16 protein-coding genes and 1 riboswitch are annotated in these 17,186 nt (G+C 38.5%); of the genes, 15 read left to right on the top strand and 1 reads right to left on the bottom strand.

From position 1 onward, the window contains the following. Positions 1-45: 45 nt before the first annotated feature. From argH to B2906_RS04555, 5 genes are all read left to right on the top strand, one after another. A complete protein-coding gene (argH, locus tag B2906_RS04575) occupies positions 46-1,380 on the top strand; it encodes an argininosuccinate lyase (protein WP_144604005.1) in 1,335 nt (444 codons plus the stop codon). 92 nt (positions 1,381-1,472) lie between these two features. Continuing rightward, positions 1,473-3,014 carry a SulP family inorganic anion transporter gene (locus B2906_RS04570; protein WP_219958866.1) on the top strand — a complete coding sequence of 514 codons (1,542 nt, stop codon included), beginning with the start codon at positions 1,473-1,475 and terminating at the stop codon, positions 3,012-3,014. Further along, positions 3,011-3,664, top strand: a complete 654-nt coding sequence (gene can, locus B2906_RS04565; protein WP_091650840.1) for a carbonate dehydratase — start codon at positions 3,011-3,013, stop codon at positions 3,662-3,664. Before B2906_RS04570 ends, can begins: the two co-directional genes overlap by 4 nt. A gap of 83 nt (positions 3,665-3,747) precedes the next feature. After that, positions 3,748-3,861: riboswitch (SAM riboswitch) on the top strand. A 142-nt stretch (positions 3,862-4,003) separates the two neighbouring features. Next, on the top strand, positions 4,004-5,305 hold the full coding sequence (locus B2906_RS04560; protein ID WP_219958865.1) for an O-acetylhomoserine aminocarboxypropyltransferase/cysteine synthase family protein: 1,302 nt from the start codon (positions 4,004-4,006) through the stop codon (positions 5,303-5,305). 7 nt (positions 5,306-5,312) lie between these two features. Then, a complete protein-coding gene (locus B2906_RS04555; RefSeq protein WP_219958864.1) occupies positions 5,313-6,365 on the top strand; it encodes a homoserine O-acetyltransferase family protein in 1,053 nt (350 codons plus the stop codon). A 158-nt stretch (positions 6,366-6,523) separates the two neighbouring features. Here B2906_RS04555 and B2906_RS04550 read toward each other — a convergent pair whose 3' ends face one another. Further along, positions 6,524-6,982: a DUF2147 domain-containing protein gene (locus tag B2906_RS04550; protein WP_286935748.1), complete on the bottom strand. Its 459-nt coding sequence runs from the start codon at positions 6,980-6,982 to the stop codon at positions 6,524-6,526. 54 nt (positions 6,983-7,036) lie between these two features. On the opposite strand from B2906_RS04550, the gene pdeM reads away from it, so the two are divergent. From pdeM to B2906_RS04500, 10 genes are all read left to right on the top strand, one after another. Beyond that, positions 7,037-7,705 carry a ligase-associated DNA damage response endonuclease PdeM gene (pdeM, locus tag B2906_RS04545; protein ID WP_219958862.1) on the top strand — a complete coding sequence of 223 codons (669 nt, stop codon included), beginning with the start codon at positions 7,037-7,039 and terminating at the stop codon, positions 7,703-7,705. Between the two features lie 57 nt (positions 7,706-7,762). Continuing rightward, positions 7,763-8,653: a cell division protein FtsX gene (locus B2906_RS04540; RefSeq protein ID WP_219959422.1), complete on the top strand. Its 891-nt coding sequence runs from the start codon at positions 7,763-7,765 to the stop codon at positions 8,651-8,653. Position 8,654: 1 nt separating this feature from the next. Then, positions 8,655-8,867 carry a DUF3098 domain-containing protein gene (locus tag B2906_RS04535; protein WP_091650849.1) on the top strand — a complete coding sequence of 71 codons (213 nt, stop codon included), beginning with the start codon at positions 8,655-8,657 and terminating at the stop codon, positions 8,865-8,867. Positions 8,868-8,887: 20 nt separating this feature from the next. After that, a complete protein-coding gene (gene truB, locus B2906_RS04530; protein ID WP_286935747.1) occupies positions 8,888-9,574 on the top strand; it encodes a tRNA pseudouridine(55) synthase TruB in 687 nt (228 codons plus the stop codon). Continuing rightward, a complete protein-coding gene (locus B2906_RS04525; protein WP_091650857.1) occupies positions 9,561-10,484 on the top strand; it encodes a bifunctional riboflavin kinase/FAD synthetase in 924 nt (307 codons plus the stop codon). Before truB ends, B2906_RS04525 begins: the two co-directional genes overlap by 14 nt. 10 nt (positions 10,485-10,494) lie before the next feature. Then, complete coding sequence (locus B2906_RS04520; RefSeq protein WP_219958860.1) at positions 10,495-11,199, top strand: CoA transferase subunit A; 705 nt, start codon at positions 10,495-10,497, stop codon at positions 11,197-11,199. 18 nt (positions 11,200-11,217) lie between these two features. After that, positions 11,218-11,874 carry a 3-oxoacid CoA-transferase subunit B gene (locus tag B2906_RS04515; RefSeq protein WP_091650861.1) on the top strand — a complete coding sequence of 219 codons (657 nt, stop codon included), beginning with the start codon at positions 11,218-11,220 and terminating at the stop codon, positions 11,872-11,874. Between the two features lie 60 nt (positions 11,875-11,934). Then, positions 11,935-12,276: a gliding motility protein GldC gene (gldC, locus tag B2906_RS04510; protein ID WP_219958859.1), complete on the top strand. Its 342-nt coding sequence runs from the start codon at positions 11,935-11,937 to the stop codon at positions 12,274-12,276. Positions 12,277-12,580: 304 nt separating this feature from the next. Continuing rightward, on the top strand, positions 12,581-15,454 hold the full coding sequence (locus B2906_RS04505; RefSeq protein ID WP_219958858.1) for a TonB-dependent receptor: 2,874 nt from the start codon (positions 12,581-12,583) through the stop codon (positions 15,452-15,454). A gap of 12 nt (positions 15,455-15,466) precedes the next feature. Beyond that, on the top strand, positions 15,467-16,930 hold the full coding sequence (locus B2906_RS04500) for a hypothetical protein (protein WP_219958857.1): 1,464 nt from the start codon (positions 15,467-15,469) through the stop codon (positions 16,928-16,930). Positions 16,931-17,186 lie beyond the last annotated feature (256 nt).

Genomic DNA, 17,186 nt, shown 5'->3' with positions numbered 1-17,186 from the left:
AAATTTATTTAAAATTGATTGACAAATACATCAAACCATAAGCACATGAAAATTTGGCAAAAAGCCACTGGAAGCAAAAAAGAAGTAGAATCCTTTACCATTGGAAGAGATCCTGAATTTGATAGTATCCTCGCTCCTTTTGATGTTTTGGGATCTATGGCACACGCTGCTATGCTCCAGAAAATTGGACTTTTGACTGAGGAAGAAAATACCACGCTTCAGCAGGGACTTAAAGAAATATATTTTGAGATCGAGAAAGGTAAATTCAAAATTGAAGCCGGAGTTGAAGATGTTCATTCTCAGGTAGAATTTTTATTGACTGAGCGCTATGGTGATGTAGGAAAAAAGCTACATTCAGGGAGAAGCCGAAACGATCAGGTTTTGGTGGATTTGAAACTATACTATAGGGCTGCTATCCGGGATTTGGTCGAGGCGAGCGCTGAATTATCTGAGCTTTTACTTTCCCTTTCTAAAAAGCATCAATCCGATTTAATGCCTGGCTACACTCATACGCAACTGGCTATGCCTTCCAGCTTTGGTTTATGGTTTAGTTCATTTGCTGAAGGTATCAGTGAGGACTTGAGTTTGATGAAAGCAGCATTTGATCTGTGCAATAAAAACCCTTTAGGCTCTGCAGCAGGTTATGGTTCGAGTTTTCCCTTAGACCGAACTATGACTTCAGAGCTATTGGGATTTGCGGACCTTCATCACAATGTGATCAATGCTCAAAACAGTCGCGGAAAAACTGAAAGAACCTTAGCCTTTGCTATGGCAGGTATGGCAGGAACTTTAAACCGCATGGCTGATGATGTGTGTATTTTTATGAATCAGCATTTTGGTTTTATTTCCTTTCCGGATGATTTGACAACAGGATCCAGTATCATGCCCCATAAAAAGAACCCGGATGTTTTTGAACTCATTCGCGCTAAAACCAATCAAATTCAGGCCGTTCCCAATACTGTTTCCCTCCTACTGACCAACTCTACCACCGGTTATCATCGGGATTTACAGCTATTAAAAGAGGAGATTTTTCCTGCAATAGCTTCACTTCAATCCTGTCTGGAAATGACTACCTTCATGCTGAAGTCCATTAAAGTTCAATCAGGAATTTTGAAAGATGAATTCTATAAGCATTTGTTTTCTGTAGAGGTAGTCAATGATTTAGTGTTGAAAGGAATGCCTTTCAGAGATGCTTATAAAAAAGTAGGCTTGGATATAGAAAAAGGAGATTTTAGCCCTGATCAAAACTCACTAAATCATGTTCATGAAGGGAGTATCGGGAATTTGAATCTGACCGAGATTCAAGAGAAAAATGAAAAAGCAGTAGCACAATTTAACTTTGAAAAAATAGACGAAGCATACAAGAAACTTTTGTCGTAGTGTGACAGAATATTTGTTAGGGTTTTTCTTTTTTTAGTAAAATTTATTTTTGTTATAAAGAAAATTTATAAACTTTAGACAAACCCATCACCATGAAAACCAATTATTTTGGTTCCACCCTTTCCGCTGATTTAAAAGCCAGTTTGGTCGTCTTTCTGGTTGCATTACCCTTATGTTTAGGTATAGCTGTAGCCAGTGGAGCCCCCCCTATGTCTGGTTTGATTGCCGGAATTATTGGAGGTATTGTGGTGGGTTCATTGTCTGGATCTCATGTCAGTGTCAGTGGTCCCGCAGCAGGATTGACTGTGATCGTTTTAGATGCAATTTCATCTTTGGGTACCTTCGAACTTTTTCTTGCAGCAGTAGTAATGGCAGGGTTAATCCAGCTGATTTTGGGATTTTTAAAGGCTGGAGTTTTAGGATATTATTTTCCCCACTCAGTAATCAAAGGAATGCTAACCGCTATTGGCTTAATTTTGATCCTAAAGCAAATTCCACATGCATTAGGCTGGGACAAAGATTTAATGGGAGATCTTGCTTTTCGTCAAATGGATGAGCAAAATACATTTTCAGAAATCTGGTATGCCATACAATATTTCAGTCCCGGAGCGATTCCAATTGTTCTAGTTGCTTTGGGACTAATTATCTTTTTTGAGAAGCCTAAGATCAAAAACCATAAAATTTTCGGTTTAGTACCTGGAGCCTTGTGGGCTGTAATAGCAGGGATTTTAATCAATCAGTTATATGGAATAATTAGGCCATCATGGAAATTAGATGAAGAGCACTTAGTATCTATACCGGATGTAGATCAACTTTCAGATTTGAGTAGTTTGGTCACCTTTCCTGATTTTGGAATGATAGGCTCACTTGATTTCTGGCTTATAGCAGTAACAGTAGCTGTGATCGCTAGTATAGAAACTCTTTTAAGCTTGGAGGCAGGTGATAAAATGGACCCACAAAAAAGGCTTTCCCCTTCTTCCCGAGAGCTTGTTGCACAAGGTGCAGGTAATACCCTTTCAGGATTAATAGGTGGTCTTCCTGTGACAGCTGTGATTGTACGTACTACTGCCAATATTACCTCAGGGGCTAAAACAAAGCTTTCTGCCATTTGCCATGGGATACTTTTGCTAGTATTAGTCATTGGTATCGCCGAATTACTTAATTTGATACCCTTAAGCTGTTTGGCTGCTGTACTTTTCTTTGTTGGATATAAACTGGCAAAGCCATCAGTCTTTGTTCACGAGTATGAAAAAGGCATGAATCAGTTTATTCCATTTATGGTCACCATCAGTGCCATCCTCTTTACCGATTTGCTAATAGGCATCGGGATTGGGATGATATTTGGAATCTTTTTCGTTATTCGAACCAATTATCAAAAGTCAGTTTCAGTGACTGAATTGGATGGAATGTATTTGGTTAAGCTGCAAAAGGACGTTTCATTTCTGAATAAAGCCCCTTTGATGAGGCATTTGGCTGAAATTCCAAATGGAAGTGATGTCGTCTTAAATGCTACAAGGGCCAGATTTATAGATCATGATATACAGGAGGTTTTAAATGATTTCATTGAGACTTCTACTGATAAAAATATCACCATTACCATTGAAGGATTTAATTATAAATTGAAAGAATCATGAACCAGTACGAGAAACTCTTATTACAAAATAAAGCTTGGTCCGAAGAAAAGACAGAGTTGGATCATGAATACTTTTCAAGAAATGCTACTCAGCAAAGGCCCAAGTTCCTATGGATTGGATGCTCTGACAGCCGAGTTCCTGCCAATGAAATCACGGGAACAGACCCTGGAGAAATTTTCGTGCATAGAAATATTGCCAATATGGTAGTGCACACTGATCTAAATTTGCTTTCAGTTCTTCAATATGCCGTTGAGGTCCTTCAGGTGGAACACATCATTGTATGCGGACATTATGGATGCGGAGGTGTGGAAGCGGCAATTTCAAATTTTCACCTTGGATTGATCAATAAGTGGTTGAGAAATATAAAGGAAGTCTATTTCAATAATCAAGAAGAACTTGATTCCATTGAGGACCATAGTGAAAAAGTAAATAAGTTGGTTGAATACAATGTAATCGAACAATGCCAAGATTTGATTAAAACCTCCATCGTACAAAGAGCATGGATGGAAAGGAAGGCACCTGAGATTCATGGTTGGGCCTATGGGTTAAAGGATGGATTGGTGAAGGAGTTAATCAATATTAAACCTGATTTTGAAAACATTAATCCTATTTTCCGTTACAATCAAGATCAATTGAAACACTTACATTAATTTGATTCGAATTGAGGAATCTCTTTGAATTCTGAGATTCTTCATTTTTATTTGCATCATCCTTTCACTTTTTAAGGTGCTAGGATTTATAAAGAAGAGGTAAGAGACAGGCTCTATGACCCTCTGGCAACCTTCCGTAACGTCGGAAAGGTGCCAATTCCTGCCGATTGAGAAGGTCTCAATTGGAACTATAAATTCTCTGCAATATGATTAAAGGATATTCCCCCCTACTTCAGGTTACTTCCCTTTTTTCTTTCAGAGCATTTATGCTTTAAGGATTCTGCTTTGCCTAATCCTGGATTACAGTTTTTATTTAAAACCCTTTAAACCCTATTACTTATGTCTACTTACAGATTTGAGACCCTTCAGCTTCATGCTGGACAAGAACCTGACCCTTCAACGAATGCAAGGGCCGTCCCTATTTATCAAACCACCTCATACACCTTCAATTCCGCAGAGCATGGAGCCAATCTATTTGGGTTGAAAGAATTTGGAAACATCTACACCAGGATTATGAATCCTACCACCGATGTTTTTGAAAAAAGATTGGCAGCTCTGGAAGGTGGTGTTGCAGCTGTAGCTACTGCATCAGGCCAGGCAGCACAATTTCTTGCATTGAATAATATTCTGCAGGCAGGTGAAAACTTCGTTTCGACTTCTTTCTTATATGGTGGAACTTACAATCAATTTAAAGTTGCTTTCAAAAGAATTGGGATAGAAGCAAGATTTGCAAAAGGAGATAACCCTGAGGCTTTTGAAAAACTAATAGATCAAAAGACCAAGGCAATTTACTTGGAAACAATTGGTAATCCTGAATTTAATATTCCTGATTTTGATGCAATCGCGGCAGTTGCCAAAAAACATGATATCCCTCTAATAGTAGATAATACTTTCGGAGCTGGAGGTTATTTATTTAATCCAATTGCTCACGGCGCCAATGTGGTTACTTCCTCTGCTACCAAATGGATTGGTGGGCATGGAACCTCCATTGGAGGAATCATTGTGGATGCTGGCAACTATAACTGGGGGAATGGCAAGTTTCCTCAATTCTCCGAGCCATCAGAAGGTTATCATGGATTGAATTTCTGGGAAGTATTTGGAGAAAATAATCCACTGGGACTTCCCAATATAGCATTTGCCATTAGGGCAAGAGTAGAAGGCCTCCGGGATTTCGGACCGGCATTAAGCCCATTTAATTCATTCTTGTTATTACAAGGTTTGGAGACACTTTCCCTGAGAGTACAAAGAACTGTAGATAATGCTCTAGCATTGGCAAAATGGCTTGAATCTCACCCAAAAGTTCAGAAAGTAAATTACCCCGGTCTTGAATCTTCTCCCTATCATCAGCTAGCAAAGAAATATCTGAAAAATGGCTATGGAGGTGTTTTGAGCTTTGAAATTAAAGGAAATAAAGAGCAGACATCTGCTGTAATCAATTCTCTGAAATTGATCTCTCACCTAGCGAATGTAGGTGATGCAAAGACCTTAATAATCCAACCTTCAGCCACTACGCATCAGCAACTTTCTGAGGAGGAACAAAAAGCTGCGGGAGTTACTCCTACCCTGTTGAGAATCTCATTGGGAATAGAGCACATCGAAGATATCAAGTCGGACCTTCAACAAGCCTTTGATTCGATTTAATTAAAAAATGAACCTTACTAGTCAATACGCATCGATTACCATGTCTTTGGAATTATTTCAGTCTACCAAACCCCTGGCTTTAGAGTCAGGGGAATATCTTTCGGAGTTTGAGCTTGCTTACACAACCTACGGCAATTTGAATTCAGACAAATCTAATGTAGTCTGGGTGGTTCATGCATTAACAGGAGACTCCAATGTGACTGATTGGTGGAGTGGGCTTATCGGGGAAGATAAATTCTTTGATCCTTCAGACCATTTCATAATCTGCGCCAACTTATTGGGTTCAAATTACGGTTCAACCAATCCCTTAAGCATCAACCCACAAAGCAGAGAACCCTATTATTATGAGTTTCCTCACATTACTCCAAGAGATTTAGCTAATTCTCTGGAAAGGCTTAGAAGTCATCTCAAGCTTGAAAAAATTCACACCTTAATCGGTGGTTCCTTGGGAGGACAGGTAGCTTTGGAATGGGCTTATTCTTTAGGAAATAAGCTTGAAAACTTAGTAGTTTTGGCTTCTACAGCCAAATCTTCTCCTTGGGTGATCGGATTTAATGAAACTCAAAGAATGGCTATAGAATCAGACTGTACCTGGGGAGAAAAAAGTGAATTTGCAGGTCTCAAAGGTCTGGAAACGGCTCGTGCGATTGCAATGCTGAGTTATAGGCATCCCTCTGATTTGCAGAAAAAGCAATTGGATAATGATCACAGACTAGATCACTTTAAAGCCTCTTCTTACCTCCGCTATCAAGGTCAAAAACTAGCTAAAAGATTTAACGCTTTGTCCTATTGGGTTCTTTCCAAGAGTATGGATAGTCAAGACTTGGGGAGAGGCAGAGGAGGTTTGGAATCCGCTTTGCAAAAAATCGAAGCAAGGGTTTTGACTGTTGGGGTAAATAGTGATTTGCTGTTTTTACCGGAAGAATCCCAGTTTATCTCCAAACATGTTAAACGCGGGACCTATAAGGAAATTCAATCAACAGCCGGCCATGATGCTTTTTTGATTGAGTTTGATCAATTGAGTTATTTGCTTCAGTCTTTCTACTTGGAGAAAAATTAGGCTTCGACTCCGCTCAGCCTGACAGGAATCAGAATCTGTCATTGATAGCTAGACCAAAGGATAATTCTCAGGAATATTGCTAAGTAGGGCTTCGATTCCGCTCAACCTGACAGAAATTGCGACTTTATATTGAACGAGGAGTCGAGGGATCCTCGACTCTACTTCTTTTGATTTAATTCTTTTACTCTAGTCCACTCCACGGTTCTATCAATCCAAGAAAAGCCCATGTATCCTTTCACCTCTAAAACATCTTTTGATTTCATCCTGATTTCGCAAGAATAGGTATTCCCTGATTTTGGGTCATAAATCTTTCCTCCCTTCCAAATTCCGTCCTCGTAAGATAAACCTTCCAAGATTGTTAAGCCCATCAAAGGCCTTTGCTGGAGTTTTTTATCATCATTTTCCACATCCTTTGCAGGCTGACCATTTTTTATAGGCTCTTTTAGCCAAGATATTTTTCCTAAAAATGAACCATCTTTTTCCATGATATCTACTTTGGCTGTTTTCTCAGTATTATACCAAGTGCCCAGGATTTCATCTCTACTTTGTCCGAATGAAGAAAAGGAAGCAATTAAAAAAAAAGTGAATAATAAAGAAGCTAATTGTCGTGATTTCATAAAAACTCTGTTTTTAAAATTTTAATCGATTTAGATTTGAACTGTTAATTGAAAATGGGAGAAAAGGATTTGAGACAGGTAAGATTAGATCATAATGGTACAACATTATTTTTGATGAAAGAAAAGGTTGTATACCATCAAAATACAAGAACTTTTTTTATTTCTGACGTACATTTTGGAAAAGCCGCTCATTTCAGAAAGTCAGGTATTCCTATTCCTGAGCCAATACACAAGGTTGATTTAGAAACTCTAAGTCTTCTATTTGATGAGTTCTCTCCCTCTTCTGTTTATTTTTTGGGGGATCTATTTCACAGCGACTGGAATGGCCAATGGGACATATTAATGGACTTTTTGGAAACTTATCCAGCCATTAACTTTCATTTGGTTCAGGGGAATCATGATATTCTTCCCCCATCTTTTTATAAAAATTGTCCCATAGCCATTCACAAACAACCTGTATTTTTAGAAAATTTAATTTTAAGTCATGAACCTTTAGAGGATTTTTCCGAAGGATATTTGAATCTTTGTGGGCATATTCATCCCGGGATTAGGCTCCGAGGAATGGGGAGGCAATCCCTCAGATTGTCCTGCTTTTATTTGGAAAACAATCAGTTGATTTTGCCTGCTTTTGGAAGCTTCACAGGATTGGCTTTGATCAAGCCGGGAAAAGAAGCTAAAGTTTATGGAATTACCTCAGAAAAAGTGATTCCATTGCTTTCTTAAAACAAATTGGCAAAATCCTTGGGGATGGTTAGCTTTGATGTGAATTATAAAAACTCCATGGCAAATTATCCAAGAAAGAAAAAAACCTTAGGGCATTTCAAATTTGGAAGTGTACTTTTTAGCACTACCCTTTCCTTATTTATAGTTGGTTTATTTGGCGCGATCCTCATCCAAGCCAAATCTCTTTCCAGCATGATCCGCGAAAATGTGGAGATTCAGGTCTTTTTGGATAAAAATCTGAATGATGATGAAATTTCAGCTATTCGAAAAAATCTGTCCAGCAGGCCTTTTATTTTGAGAAAGGCAGATACACTTGGTTTGAGATTTATTTCTGATGAAGAGGCGGCAGCAGCTTTTATTGAAAGTACCGGTGAAGATTTTACCAAATTTCTCGAGGATAATCCATTGAGAGATAGTTTTGTGCTTTCCATTGCCGAGGAGTTTCAGACGAGCGAACAAATCAATGAAATCAGTAAAGAGTTAGAGGGCGTTTCAGGTGTCTTCGAAGTTTCCTATATGACTGATTTGGTGGATTCTATCAATAAAAACCTCTTGAAAGTTAGCATCGTGATGGGAGCTTTTATCTTGATCTTGGTGATCACTGTGATCATGTTGATTAATAATACAATCAGGTTGGCACTTTTCTCACAGCGATTTTTGATTCGATCTATGCAGTTGGTAGGAGCTACTAGAGGGTTTATTAGAAAACCATTCCTACTAAGATCATGGATATTTGGAATGCTTGCAGGTGCTTTTGCCTCCTTGATCCTTTTTGCCTTAATCACCTATGCTAAATCAGCCATTGAGGGGTTTGCCTTACTACAAAATCAGGAATTGATGTTGATCCTATTTGGAATATTGATAGTAGTAGGCGGAATTCTTTCTGTATTAAGTACCTTGCGGGCAGTAAATAAGTATTTAAATATGACTTTAGACGAATTATATTGATATGAGCAAAGCATCTTTTCCTTTTTCGAAAAAGAATTACAAACTGATGTTCATTGGGATCGGGATGATCGCTTTGGGTTTTATTTTAATCGGTTTGGATCCAGAGCCTCATGGTAATGGTGTTCTAGGTTTAACCGTTGGACCAATCATTACCTTAGCTGGTTTTATTTTTCAATTTTATGCCATTTTGGCCAAAACCGAGAAAAACAGCTGAATTTATATTCAGTATAACTTATGCAAGAAGTACCCTACGGCGAAGTTTTCTTAATCAATAAGCCGCTCGAATGGACCTCCTTTGATGTGGTGAAAAAAGTGCGAAATGCACTGAAAATTAAGAAAGTGGGACATGCCGGAACATTAGACCCTCTAGCTACAGGCTTATTGATTGTTTGTGCTGGGAAAATGACTAAGCAAATAGAAGGCTTCATGGGGCAAGAAAAGGAATACGAAGGCACCTTTGTATTAGGGGAAACCACAGAATCCTTTGATCTGGAAAAGCCTGTTGAATTTGTGGCTGATGCTTCTGAAATAAAATTAGAAGACGTAAAAAGAGCTGCAGCTGAGTTGACAGGTAATATACTCCAAATCCCTCCTATGCATTCAGCTATCAAAGTTGATGGAAAACGGGTGTACGAGTCGGCCCGAAAAGGTTTGGAAGTTAAAATGGAACCTAGACCAGTGGAAGTTCGGGAATTTGAAATTTTAAGCTATCAGGATCGGAAAGTTAAGTTTAGAATTTCTTGCTCAAAAGGAACCTATATCCGAAGCTTAGCTAGAGATCTTGGCGAAATTTTGGAAGTCGGTGCTTATATGAGTTCACTTTGCAGAACCCGTATTGGTGATTTGAAACTTTCGCAAGCAAAAGAGCTTTTACCTTTAATAGAAGAAATCAAAGCCCGGAAAGCGAATGAAAATTTATGAAGGTCTAAATGAATTTTTACCGGTTACTAATCCGGTTGTGACCAGTGGCACTTTTGACGGGGTGCATTTAGGGCATCAGAAAATATTACAAAGAATACGGGAAATTGCCCGCTCCATTGGAGGAGAAACGGTGATGATCACTTTTTGGCCTCATCCTAGATTAGTCCTTTATCCTCAGGAGCACAAATTGAGACTACTGAGTACATTTGAAGAAAAGGCAAAACTTCTAAGACAATTTGGCATAGACCATTTGGTGACTATACCTTTTACCAAAGAGTTTTCCCAGCTGAGTTCCAGAGAATTTATTGATCAAGTATTGGTAGAAAAAATTCAAACCAGAAAGCTGGTAATTGGCTATGATCATAGATTTGGTAAAAATAGAGAGGGCTCCTTTGAGTATTTGAAACAAAACAGCGCTGAATTTGGCTTCGAGCTAGAAGAGATCTCCAGGCAAGATGTGGATGAAATTGGAGTTTCCAGCACCAAAATCAGAAAGGCACTAGAGTCAGGAGACATAGAAACCGCCAATTCCTATTTGGGCCGGTCTTATGAATTAAATGGCTTGGTGATAAAGGGCCAGCAGATTGGAAGATCCATCGGATTTCCCACTGCCAATATTCATATCCCAAATGATTATAAACTCATTCCAAAAGATGGCGTTTATGCAGTAGAGACTTCTGTCAACGGAAGTATTTATAAATCTATGCTGAACATCGGTAATAGACCAACAGTGGATGGAAACAAAAAAACAGTTGAGGCTCACCTTTTTGATTTTCAGGGAGACCTGTATGATAAACAGCTGACCATCTATCTAAAGGCCTATTTGAGAGAGGAGCAAAAATTTGAGAACTTAGATGCATTAAAAGAGCAGCTGCTCAAAGATCAGCAGCAGGCAAAATCAATACTATAAACCCAATATAATGATCAATAAAACCGTAAAAGACGCTAAAGAGGCAGTTGCCGATATTCCCAGCGGAGCTTTCCTGATGATGGGAGGCTTTGGATTGAGTGGAATACCTGAGAATTGCATTTCAGCCTTATTAGAAAGAGACATTAAAGACTTGACGATAGTCTCCAATAATGCTGGGGTTGATGACTTTGGTATTGGACTTCTTTTGAAGAAGAAAATGGTCAAGAAGATGATTTCCAGTTATGTGGGTGAAAATGCAGAGTTTGAGCGACAATTATTGAGCGGAGAGCTGGAAGTAGATTTGATTCCTCAAGGTACTATAGCAGAGAGAGTTCGTGCTGGTGGAGCTGGCATTCCCGCCTTTTTTACTCCGGCAGGAGTTGGAACAGAGGTAGCCGAAGGAAAAGAAATCAGAGAATTTGATGGGAAACTATATTTAATGGAAAGATGGCTTCGGGCTGATTTTTCTTTGGTAAAAGCTTGGAAAGGAGATACTGCCGGTAATTTGATTTTCAAAGGAACCGCCAGAAACTTCAACCCTATGATGGCAGCGGCAGGAAAAATCTGTATAGCAGAGGTAGAAGAATTAGTTCCGGCGGGTGAATTGAATCCAAATGAAATCCACACACCGGGAATTTATGTGCAGCGGATTTTTGAAGGTAAGAACTATGAGAAAAGAATAGAGCAGCGCACAGTATCTCAGGCCAAATCTTGATATAAACCCATTGAAATCATGCTAAGCAAAGAACAGATAGCCCAAAGAATAGCCAAAGAGGTAAAAAACGGACAGTATATCAATCTAGGTATAGGCATTCCAACCCTTGTGGCAAACTATATTCCTGATGAATTGGAGGTTGTGCTGCAATCCGAAAATGGTCTTTTAGGAATAGGCCCCTTCCCTACTGAAGATAAAATTGACCCTGATTTAATTAACGCCGGTAAGCAAACCATTACCATGGTAAAAGGATCTGTGCTTTTCAATTCTGCAGAGTCTTTCGCGATGATAAGAGGTGGTCATGTGCATCTGACAATATTGGGAGCTATGGAAGTTTCAGAAAACGGAGATATCGCCAATTGGAAAATTCCTGGAAAAATGGTTAAAGGAATGGGGGGCGCAATGGATCTGGTTGCTTCTGCTGAAAATATCATTGTTGCAATGCAGCACTGCTCCAGAGATGGCGCTTCTAAATTATTGAAAGAGTGTTCTCTTCCAATCACAGGTATCAAGTGCGTGAAAAAAATAGTCACAGATTTAGCTGTATTAGAAGTTAGCCCAAAGGGTGGCTTTGTTCTTAAGGAAAGAGCTCCCGGTGTGAGCGTGGAAGAAATTCAGGAAAAAACAGAAGGTAAATTAATTGTGGAAGGCGAAATACCAGAAATGGTTTTCTAAAAATATGAAGTTCTGGGAACCTGAGTTCGATAGCTATGGTTTCCTTCAAAATCTTAAAAAATGAAAAAGTCAGATATTAAATTTCAAATCAATTTAGACGATTCTAACATTCCAAAAGATATAATCTGGGATGCTTCTGATAAAGAAGGGGAAGGTGCAGAGTCTACCAAGAGTATCAGTTTGAATGTTTGGGATAATTTGAATCACAGTACACTCCGAATTGATCTTTGGACGGAGGAAATGTCCGTAGCTGAGATGAAGCGATTTTATATTGATATCATAAGAGGAATGGCCCAAACCATTCTGACCAGTACAGGAGACGAATATATGTCTGAAGAAATGAAAGAATTATGCGATAGGCTGGTGAAGCATGTGAATGAAGAAAATGCCAAGAGCAGCTAAAAAAAATGATAGCCTGATTTGATCAGGCTTTTTTTTTTACTACCACATGTCCTATATTTTTTTTTAGGAATTTTTAATATTTATATGCTTTGACTTAAATTTTAATAATTAAAAGAATCTTATTTTTCAGGATTTTCATAAATAGAGTCTGAGTTTCCATAGGAGGTATATATTTTCCATTTATGGCGGAAAATGATTTTTTAATTGAACCCATTGTTTATTCAGTTTTTACCTTAATTTTCGACAAAATATGCAGACTCACCCATCTCTGTGTATACTATTCACTTAAACACCAAAATAGCCTATGAGCAATTTTACACGCAAAATCTACGGAGCCTTTGCAACCTTGGCTTTATTAGTTTCCCTAGGCCTAGGGACAGTGTTTGCACAAACCACAATTTCGGGTACTGTAACTGATGCAGATACTAATGAAACTTTGGTAGGTGTAAACATCCTAGTTAAAGGAAAGGTAATCGGAACCATTACTGATCTATCAGGAAAATTTTCCCTGAACGTCAATCAAGCTCCACCTTTTACCTTAATATTCTCCATGGTGGGATATGTTTCAATGGAAATGGAAATCACTAATGCAAATACTTCTAACCTTAAAGTTGCATTATCAGAACAGACTATGCTTGGTCAAGAGGTTGTTGTTTCTGCGTCAAGAGTTGAGGAAAATATTTTACAGTCCCCGGTTTCTATAGAAAAAATGGACATCTTGGCTGTAAGAGATACTCCCTCTGATACATATTATAAAGCAATAGGAAACCTAAAGGGTGTTGATGTAACTAGTTCTTCTATTAATTTCCAAATCATCAATGCCCGTGGTTTTAATTCGACAGGTAATACAAGGTTTGTTCAGTTGACTGATGGAATGGACACTCAAGCTCCTGCCTTAAATTTTCCAATTGGAAATTTAAATGGTCCTTCAGAGCTTGACGTGGAGAGTGTCGAATTTATTCCTGGAGCAGCATCAGCACTTTATGGTCCTAATGCTTTTAATGGTATTTTGTTAGTTAATAGCAAAAGCCCATTTGAGTATCAAGGATTAAGTGCTTTTTATAAGCAAGGTGTGAATCATTTTGGAGGAAGAGCTGGAGAGCCAACGAGTCCTCAGCCTATGTACGAAGGATCAATTAGATACGCGAAGGCTTTTAATAATAAGTTTGCTTTTAAATTAAATGCTTCTTACATGCAAGCTCTCGACTGGTATGGTACTGATCAGACTGACTTAGGAGAAGCAAATCAAGGCGACCTTAGCTTTAATCCTGGATCAAATAGAGTACATGTTTTCGGAGATGAGGTATCCAATAATATCGGACTTTTAAGAAATGTTGGAGCCTTACAGCAAGCATTTGGAGCAGGTGTTAACTCTTTGCCAGATCAAATTGTATCAAGAACTGGTTATGATGAGCGGTTTTTGGTTGACTATAATGCTAAAAACCTAAAACTAAACGGAGCTTTACACTACAGGATCAATGATCGTTCTGAGCTTTCATACACAATGAACTATGGAGCAGGCACCTCAGTGTATACTGGAGCACAGCGATATTCTTTAGCTAATTTCTCCATTATTCAGCATAAACTAGAATTGAAGGGAGCTAATTATTTCTTGAGAGCATATACCACCATAGAAAACTCTGGTGATTCCTATATTGCTGATTTAACTGGTGTCGCTATCAATGGGATCTGGAAGTCAAATACGGATTGGTTTGGCCAATATGCTGGTGCATACTTACAAAGTTTATTCGGACAGGGAGTAACACCTGGGCAACTAGGTACTTCAGCACAACAGGCTATTGCTCATCAGTTTGCGAGAGGTGCAGCTGATCAAGGAAGGTTCATGCCCGGTACTCCCGAATTTGAAGCAGCAAAAACAGGTGTTAGAGGTAATGTAATCCCTAATGGCTCTCTATTCAATGACCAGTCTAGGATGAATATGGTAGAAGGTCAATATAATTTCAATAATGAAATTGAATTTATGGATTTGCAGGTTGGCGGCTCTTACAGAGTTTATGATTTGAGATCTAACGGCACCATTTTCGCAGATGTTGAAGGAAATGATATCACAATTCAAGAAGTTGGAGCTTTTGCTCAAGCATCTAAAAAGGTAATTCAGGATAAATTGAAACTAACTGGTTCCTTGCGATATGATAAAAATGAAAACTTCCAAGGACAGCTTAGTCCAAGAATATCAGGTGTATTTTCGCAAGGAAACAATAATTTCAGACTATCTTATCAAACTGGATTCCGTAACCCTACCACGCAAGGACAACATATTGATTTGAATGTAGTTTCTGCTAGATTAATAGGGGGTTTGCCTTTTTATAGAGAGAAATACAATATCTATGAGAATGCATATACCTTGAATTCTGTAAATAAGTATGTTGCTGCCGTGGGATCAGGTTTATCTCCAGTAGACCCTAGAGCAACCGGATTGTTAGAAAGAGCTACCCCAGATTTGATTCCAGAATTGAGACCTGAGCGTGTACAGTCAATAGAAATAGGTTACAAGAGTTTGTTAAGTAATAATAAATTACTTGTAGATTTTGCTTATTACTACAACATCTACAATGACTTTATTTCTCAAACTGCTGTTAGAAAAGCTCCAGGTCCTGTATTCCCTGGTGCAATGCCAGATACAGACCAAGGAGCATTAAATGCGATCAATGCACCTACTCTTCTAACACCTATTACTACTCCTGGACAAGAAAACACATTCCAGACCTACACTAATATCGTAGGCCAAGAAGTTAGAGCTCATGGAGCTGCTTTAGGGTTGACTTACAACTTACCTAAAAACTTTACTTTGGGAGGCAATTATAACTTTAATAGATTGATATCCGATATCAGTGATGATTTCCTAAATGATTTTAATACTCCTGAACATAAAACCAATATCACTTTCGCTAACAGAAAGGTAACAGATAAGATTGGTTTTGGAATAACTTACAGATATCAAAGTAGTTTCAGATGGGAGTCGACCTTTGCGCAAGGAAATGTACCTGAAATTCACACATTTGACGGACAAATCAGCTATAAAGTGAAAGATTTGAAATCCATTATCAAAATCGGCGGTTCGAATCTTTTCAATAATCGTTATTTCCAAAATTTTGGAGGTCCAACTATTGGAGCGATTTACTACGTTTCAATCACATTTGATGAATTATTGAACTGATAATTTGCTAACATGAAATATATTAATAAATCAATATTCTTACTAGTATTTGGCGCCCTTGCAGCCTGTACTTATGATTTTCCTGAACCACAGTTAAATGAACCTACTGCAGGATCGGCAGATTTCTCTAAAATAATATCTGTTGGAAACTCTTTGACAGCAGGTTACATGGATGGTGCTTTGTATAATAGGGGTCAAGCAAATTCATTTGCAGTAATATTTGCCGAGCAGGCAAAGACTGTAGGAGGCGGAGAATTTAACGTTCCTTCCATTAATTCAGAGAATGGCTTCTTTCAAATGGGGCCTCAAGGTCCTCTTGGAAGACTCATTTTAAGGGTTAATCCTCAAACAGGAGCAGCCAGTCCCGCTCCAATCGGTCAAGGAGATCTTCCTTCTAATTTCACAGGGAATAAATCTAATTTGAATAATTTTGGAGTACCAGGAATAACTCTACTGACAGCCCTTATTCCACAAACAGGAGGTCCTGCTTCTCCTCAAAACCCAGCATATAATAGACTTTATGAACGATTTGCTTCTAATCCTGGAACCTCTACAGTTATAGGTGATGCTTCTGCTGCTCTAGCAAATGGTGGTACTTTCTTTACATTTTGGTTAGGAAGTAACGATGTGTTAGGGTATGCTACTGGAGGTGCTTCAAACCCAGCAATTTTAACTTCTAACTCAGATTTTCAACAGCGCTTATCAGCTGCATTAGGGGCACTACTTCAAGCAAATCCACAAGCAAAAGGAGCTGTTGCCAATGTGCCTAGCCTAGCAGTTTTGCCTTATTTCACTTTAGTGCCATGGAATGCTTTGCCGTTATCGCAAGCTCAAGCTGATCAAGCAAATGCAGGTTATGCACAATATAATGGTGGCTTGGCAGTTGCAAAAAATGCAGGATTAATTACAGCTGAAGAAGAACAATTGAGAAGAGTTCAATTTAAAGCTGGACAAAATGCGTTTGTAATGTCAGACGAATCATTGACAAACTTAAGTGCCTTGGGATTACCTTCATTAAGAATGAGTAAATCGTCTGATAGAGCTACATTACCATTAGCGCAAGTGTTAGGTCAGAGTGTAGGAGGAAACCCAGCTCTTTTAAGGGGAATAAGTTTTCCTGTAGAAGACCAATATGTTTTGACTCCTCAGGAACAGGCAGAAATCAATCAAAAAATTACTGCCTTCAATTCAATTATTACTGCTGCTGTACAGGGGAATAATGAAAGATTGGTTCTTGTTGATGTAAATGATTTACTTAATAAGGTTCTTCAAGGTCAGGTTTCTTCTGGAGGTGTAGCATTGACTGCATCAGTTGTTCCTCCTTCAGGTGGTTTCTCTTTGGATGGTGTACATCCAAATGCAAGAGCACACGCATTTGTGGCTAATCATTTTATTGAGGCGATTAATGCAAAATGGGGGTCAAATATCCCGAAAGCCAATCCAAATAACTTTATTGGTAATGACCTGCCAAGATAATTTCATACCGATGTAGAAAAATACAATCAACCACCAACCTAAAATCGAAAAGCCACTTCAAAAAAGTGGCTTTTCTTATTTTTCTAGATTTATCTATAATTCAAACTGAATCAAAACATACAGGAATAGAAAGCCAGATTTTATCATTCCCCTACTCCTTTCACCTCCAATAACTTTCCTCCTTTAGATTTTAATTAAGTCAAACTAGCAGTTCAAATCGTCGCTACGCCCTTTGTCATTCCCTGAAATAGGTTGA

The sequence above is a fragment of the Algoriphagus sp. UBA3586 genome (assembly GCF_002376385.1).
Lineage (GTDB): Bacteria > Bacteroidota > Bacteroidia > Cytophagales > Cyclobacteriaceae > Algoriphagus > Algoriphagus ornithinivorans.
This window is presented reverse-complemented; position numbering and strand designations above follow the sequence as displayed.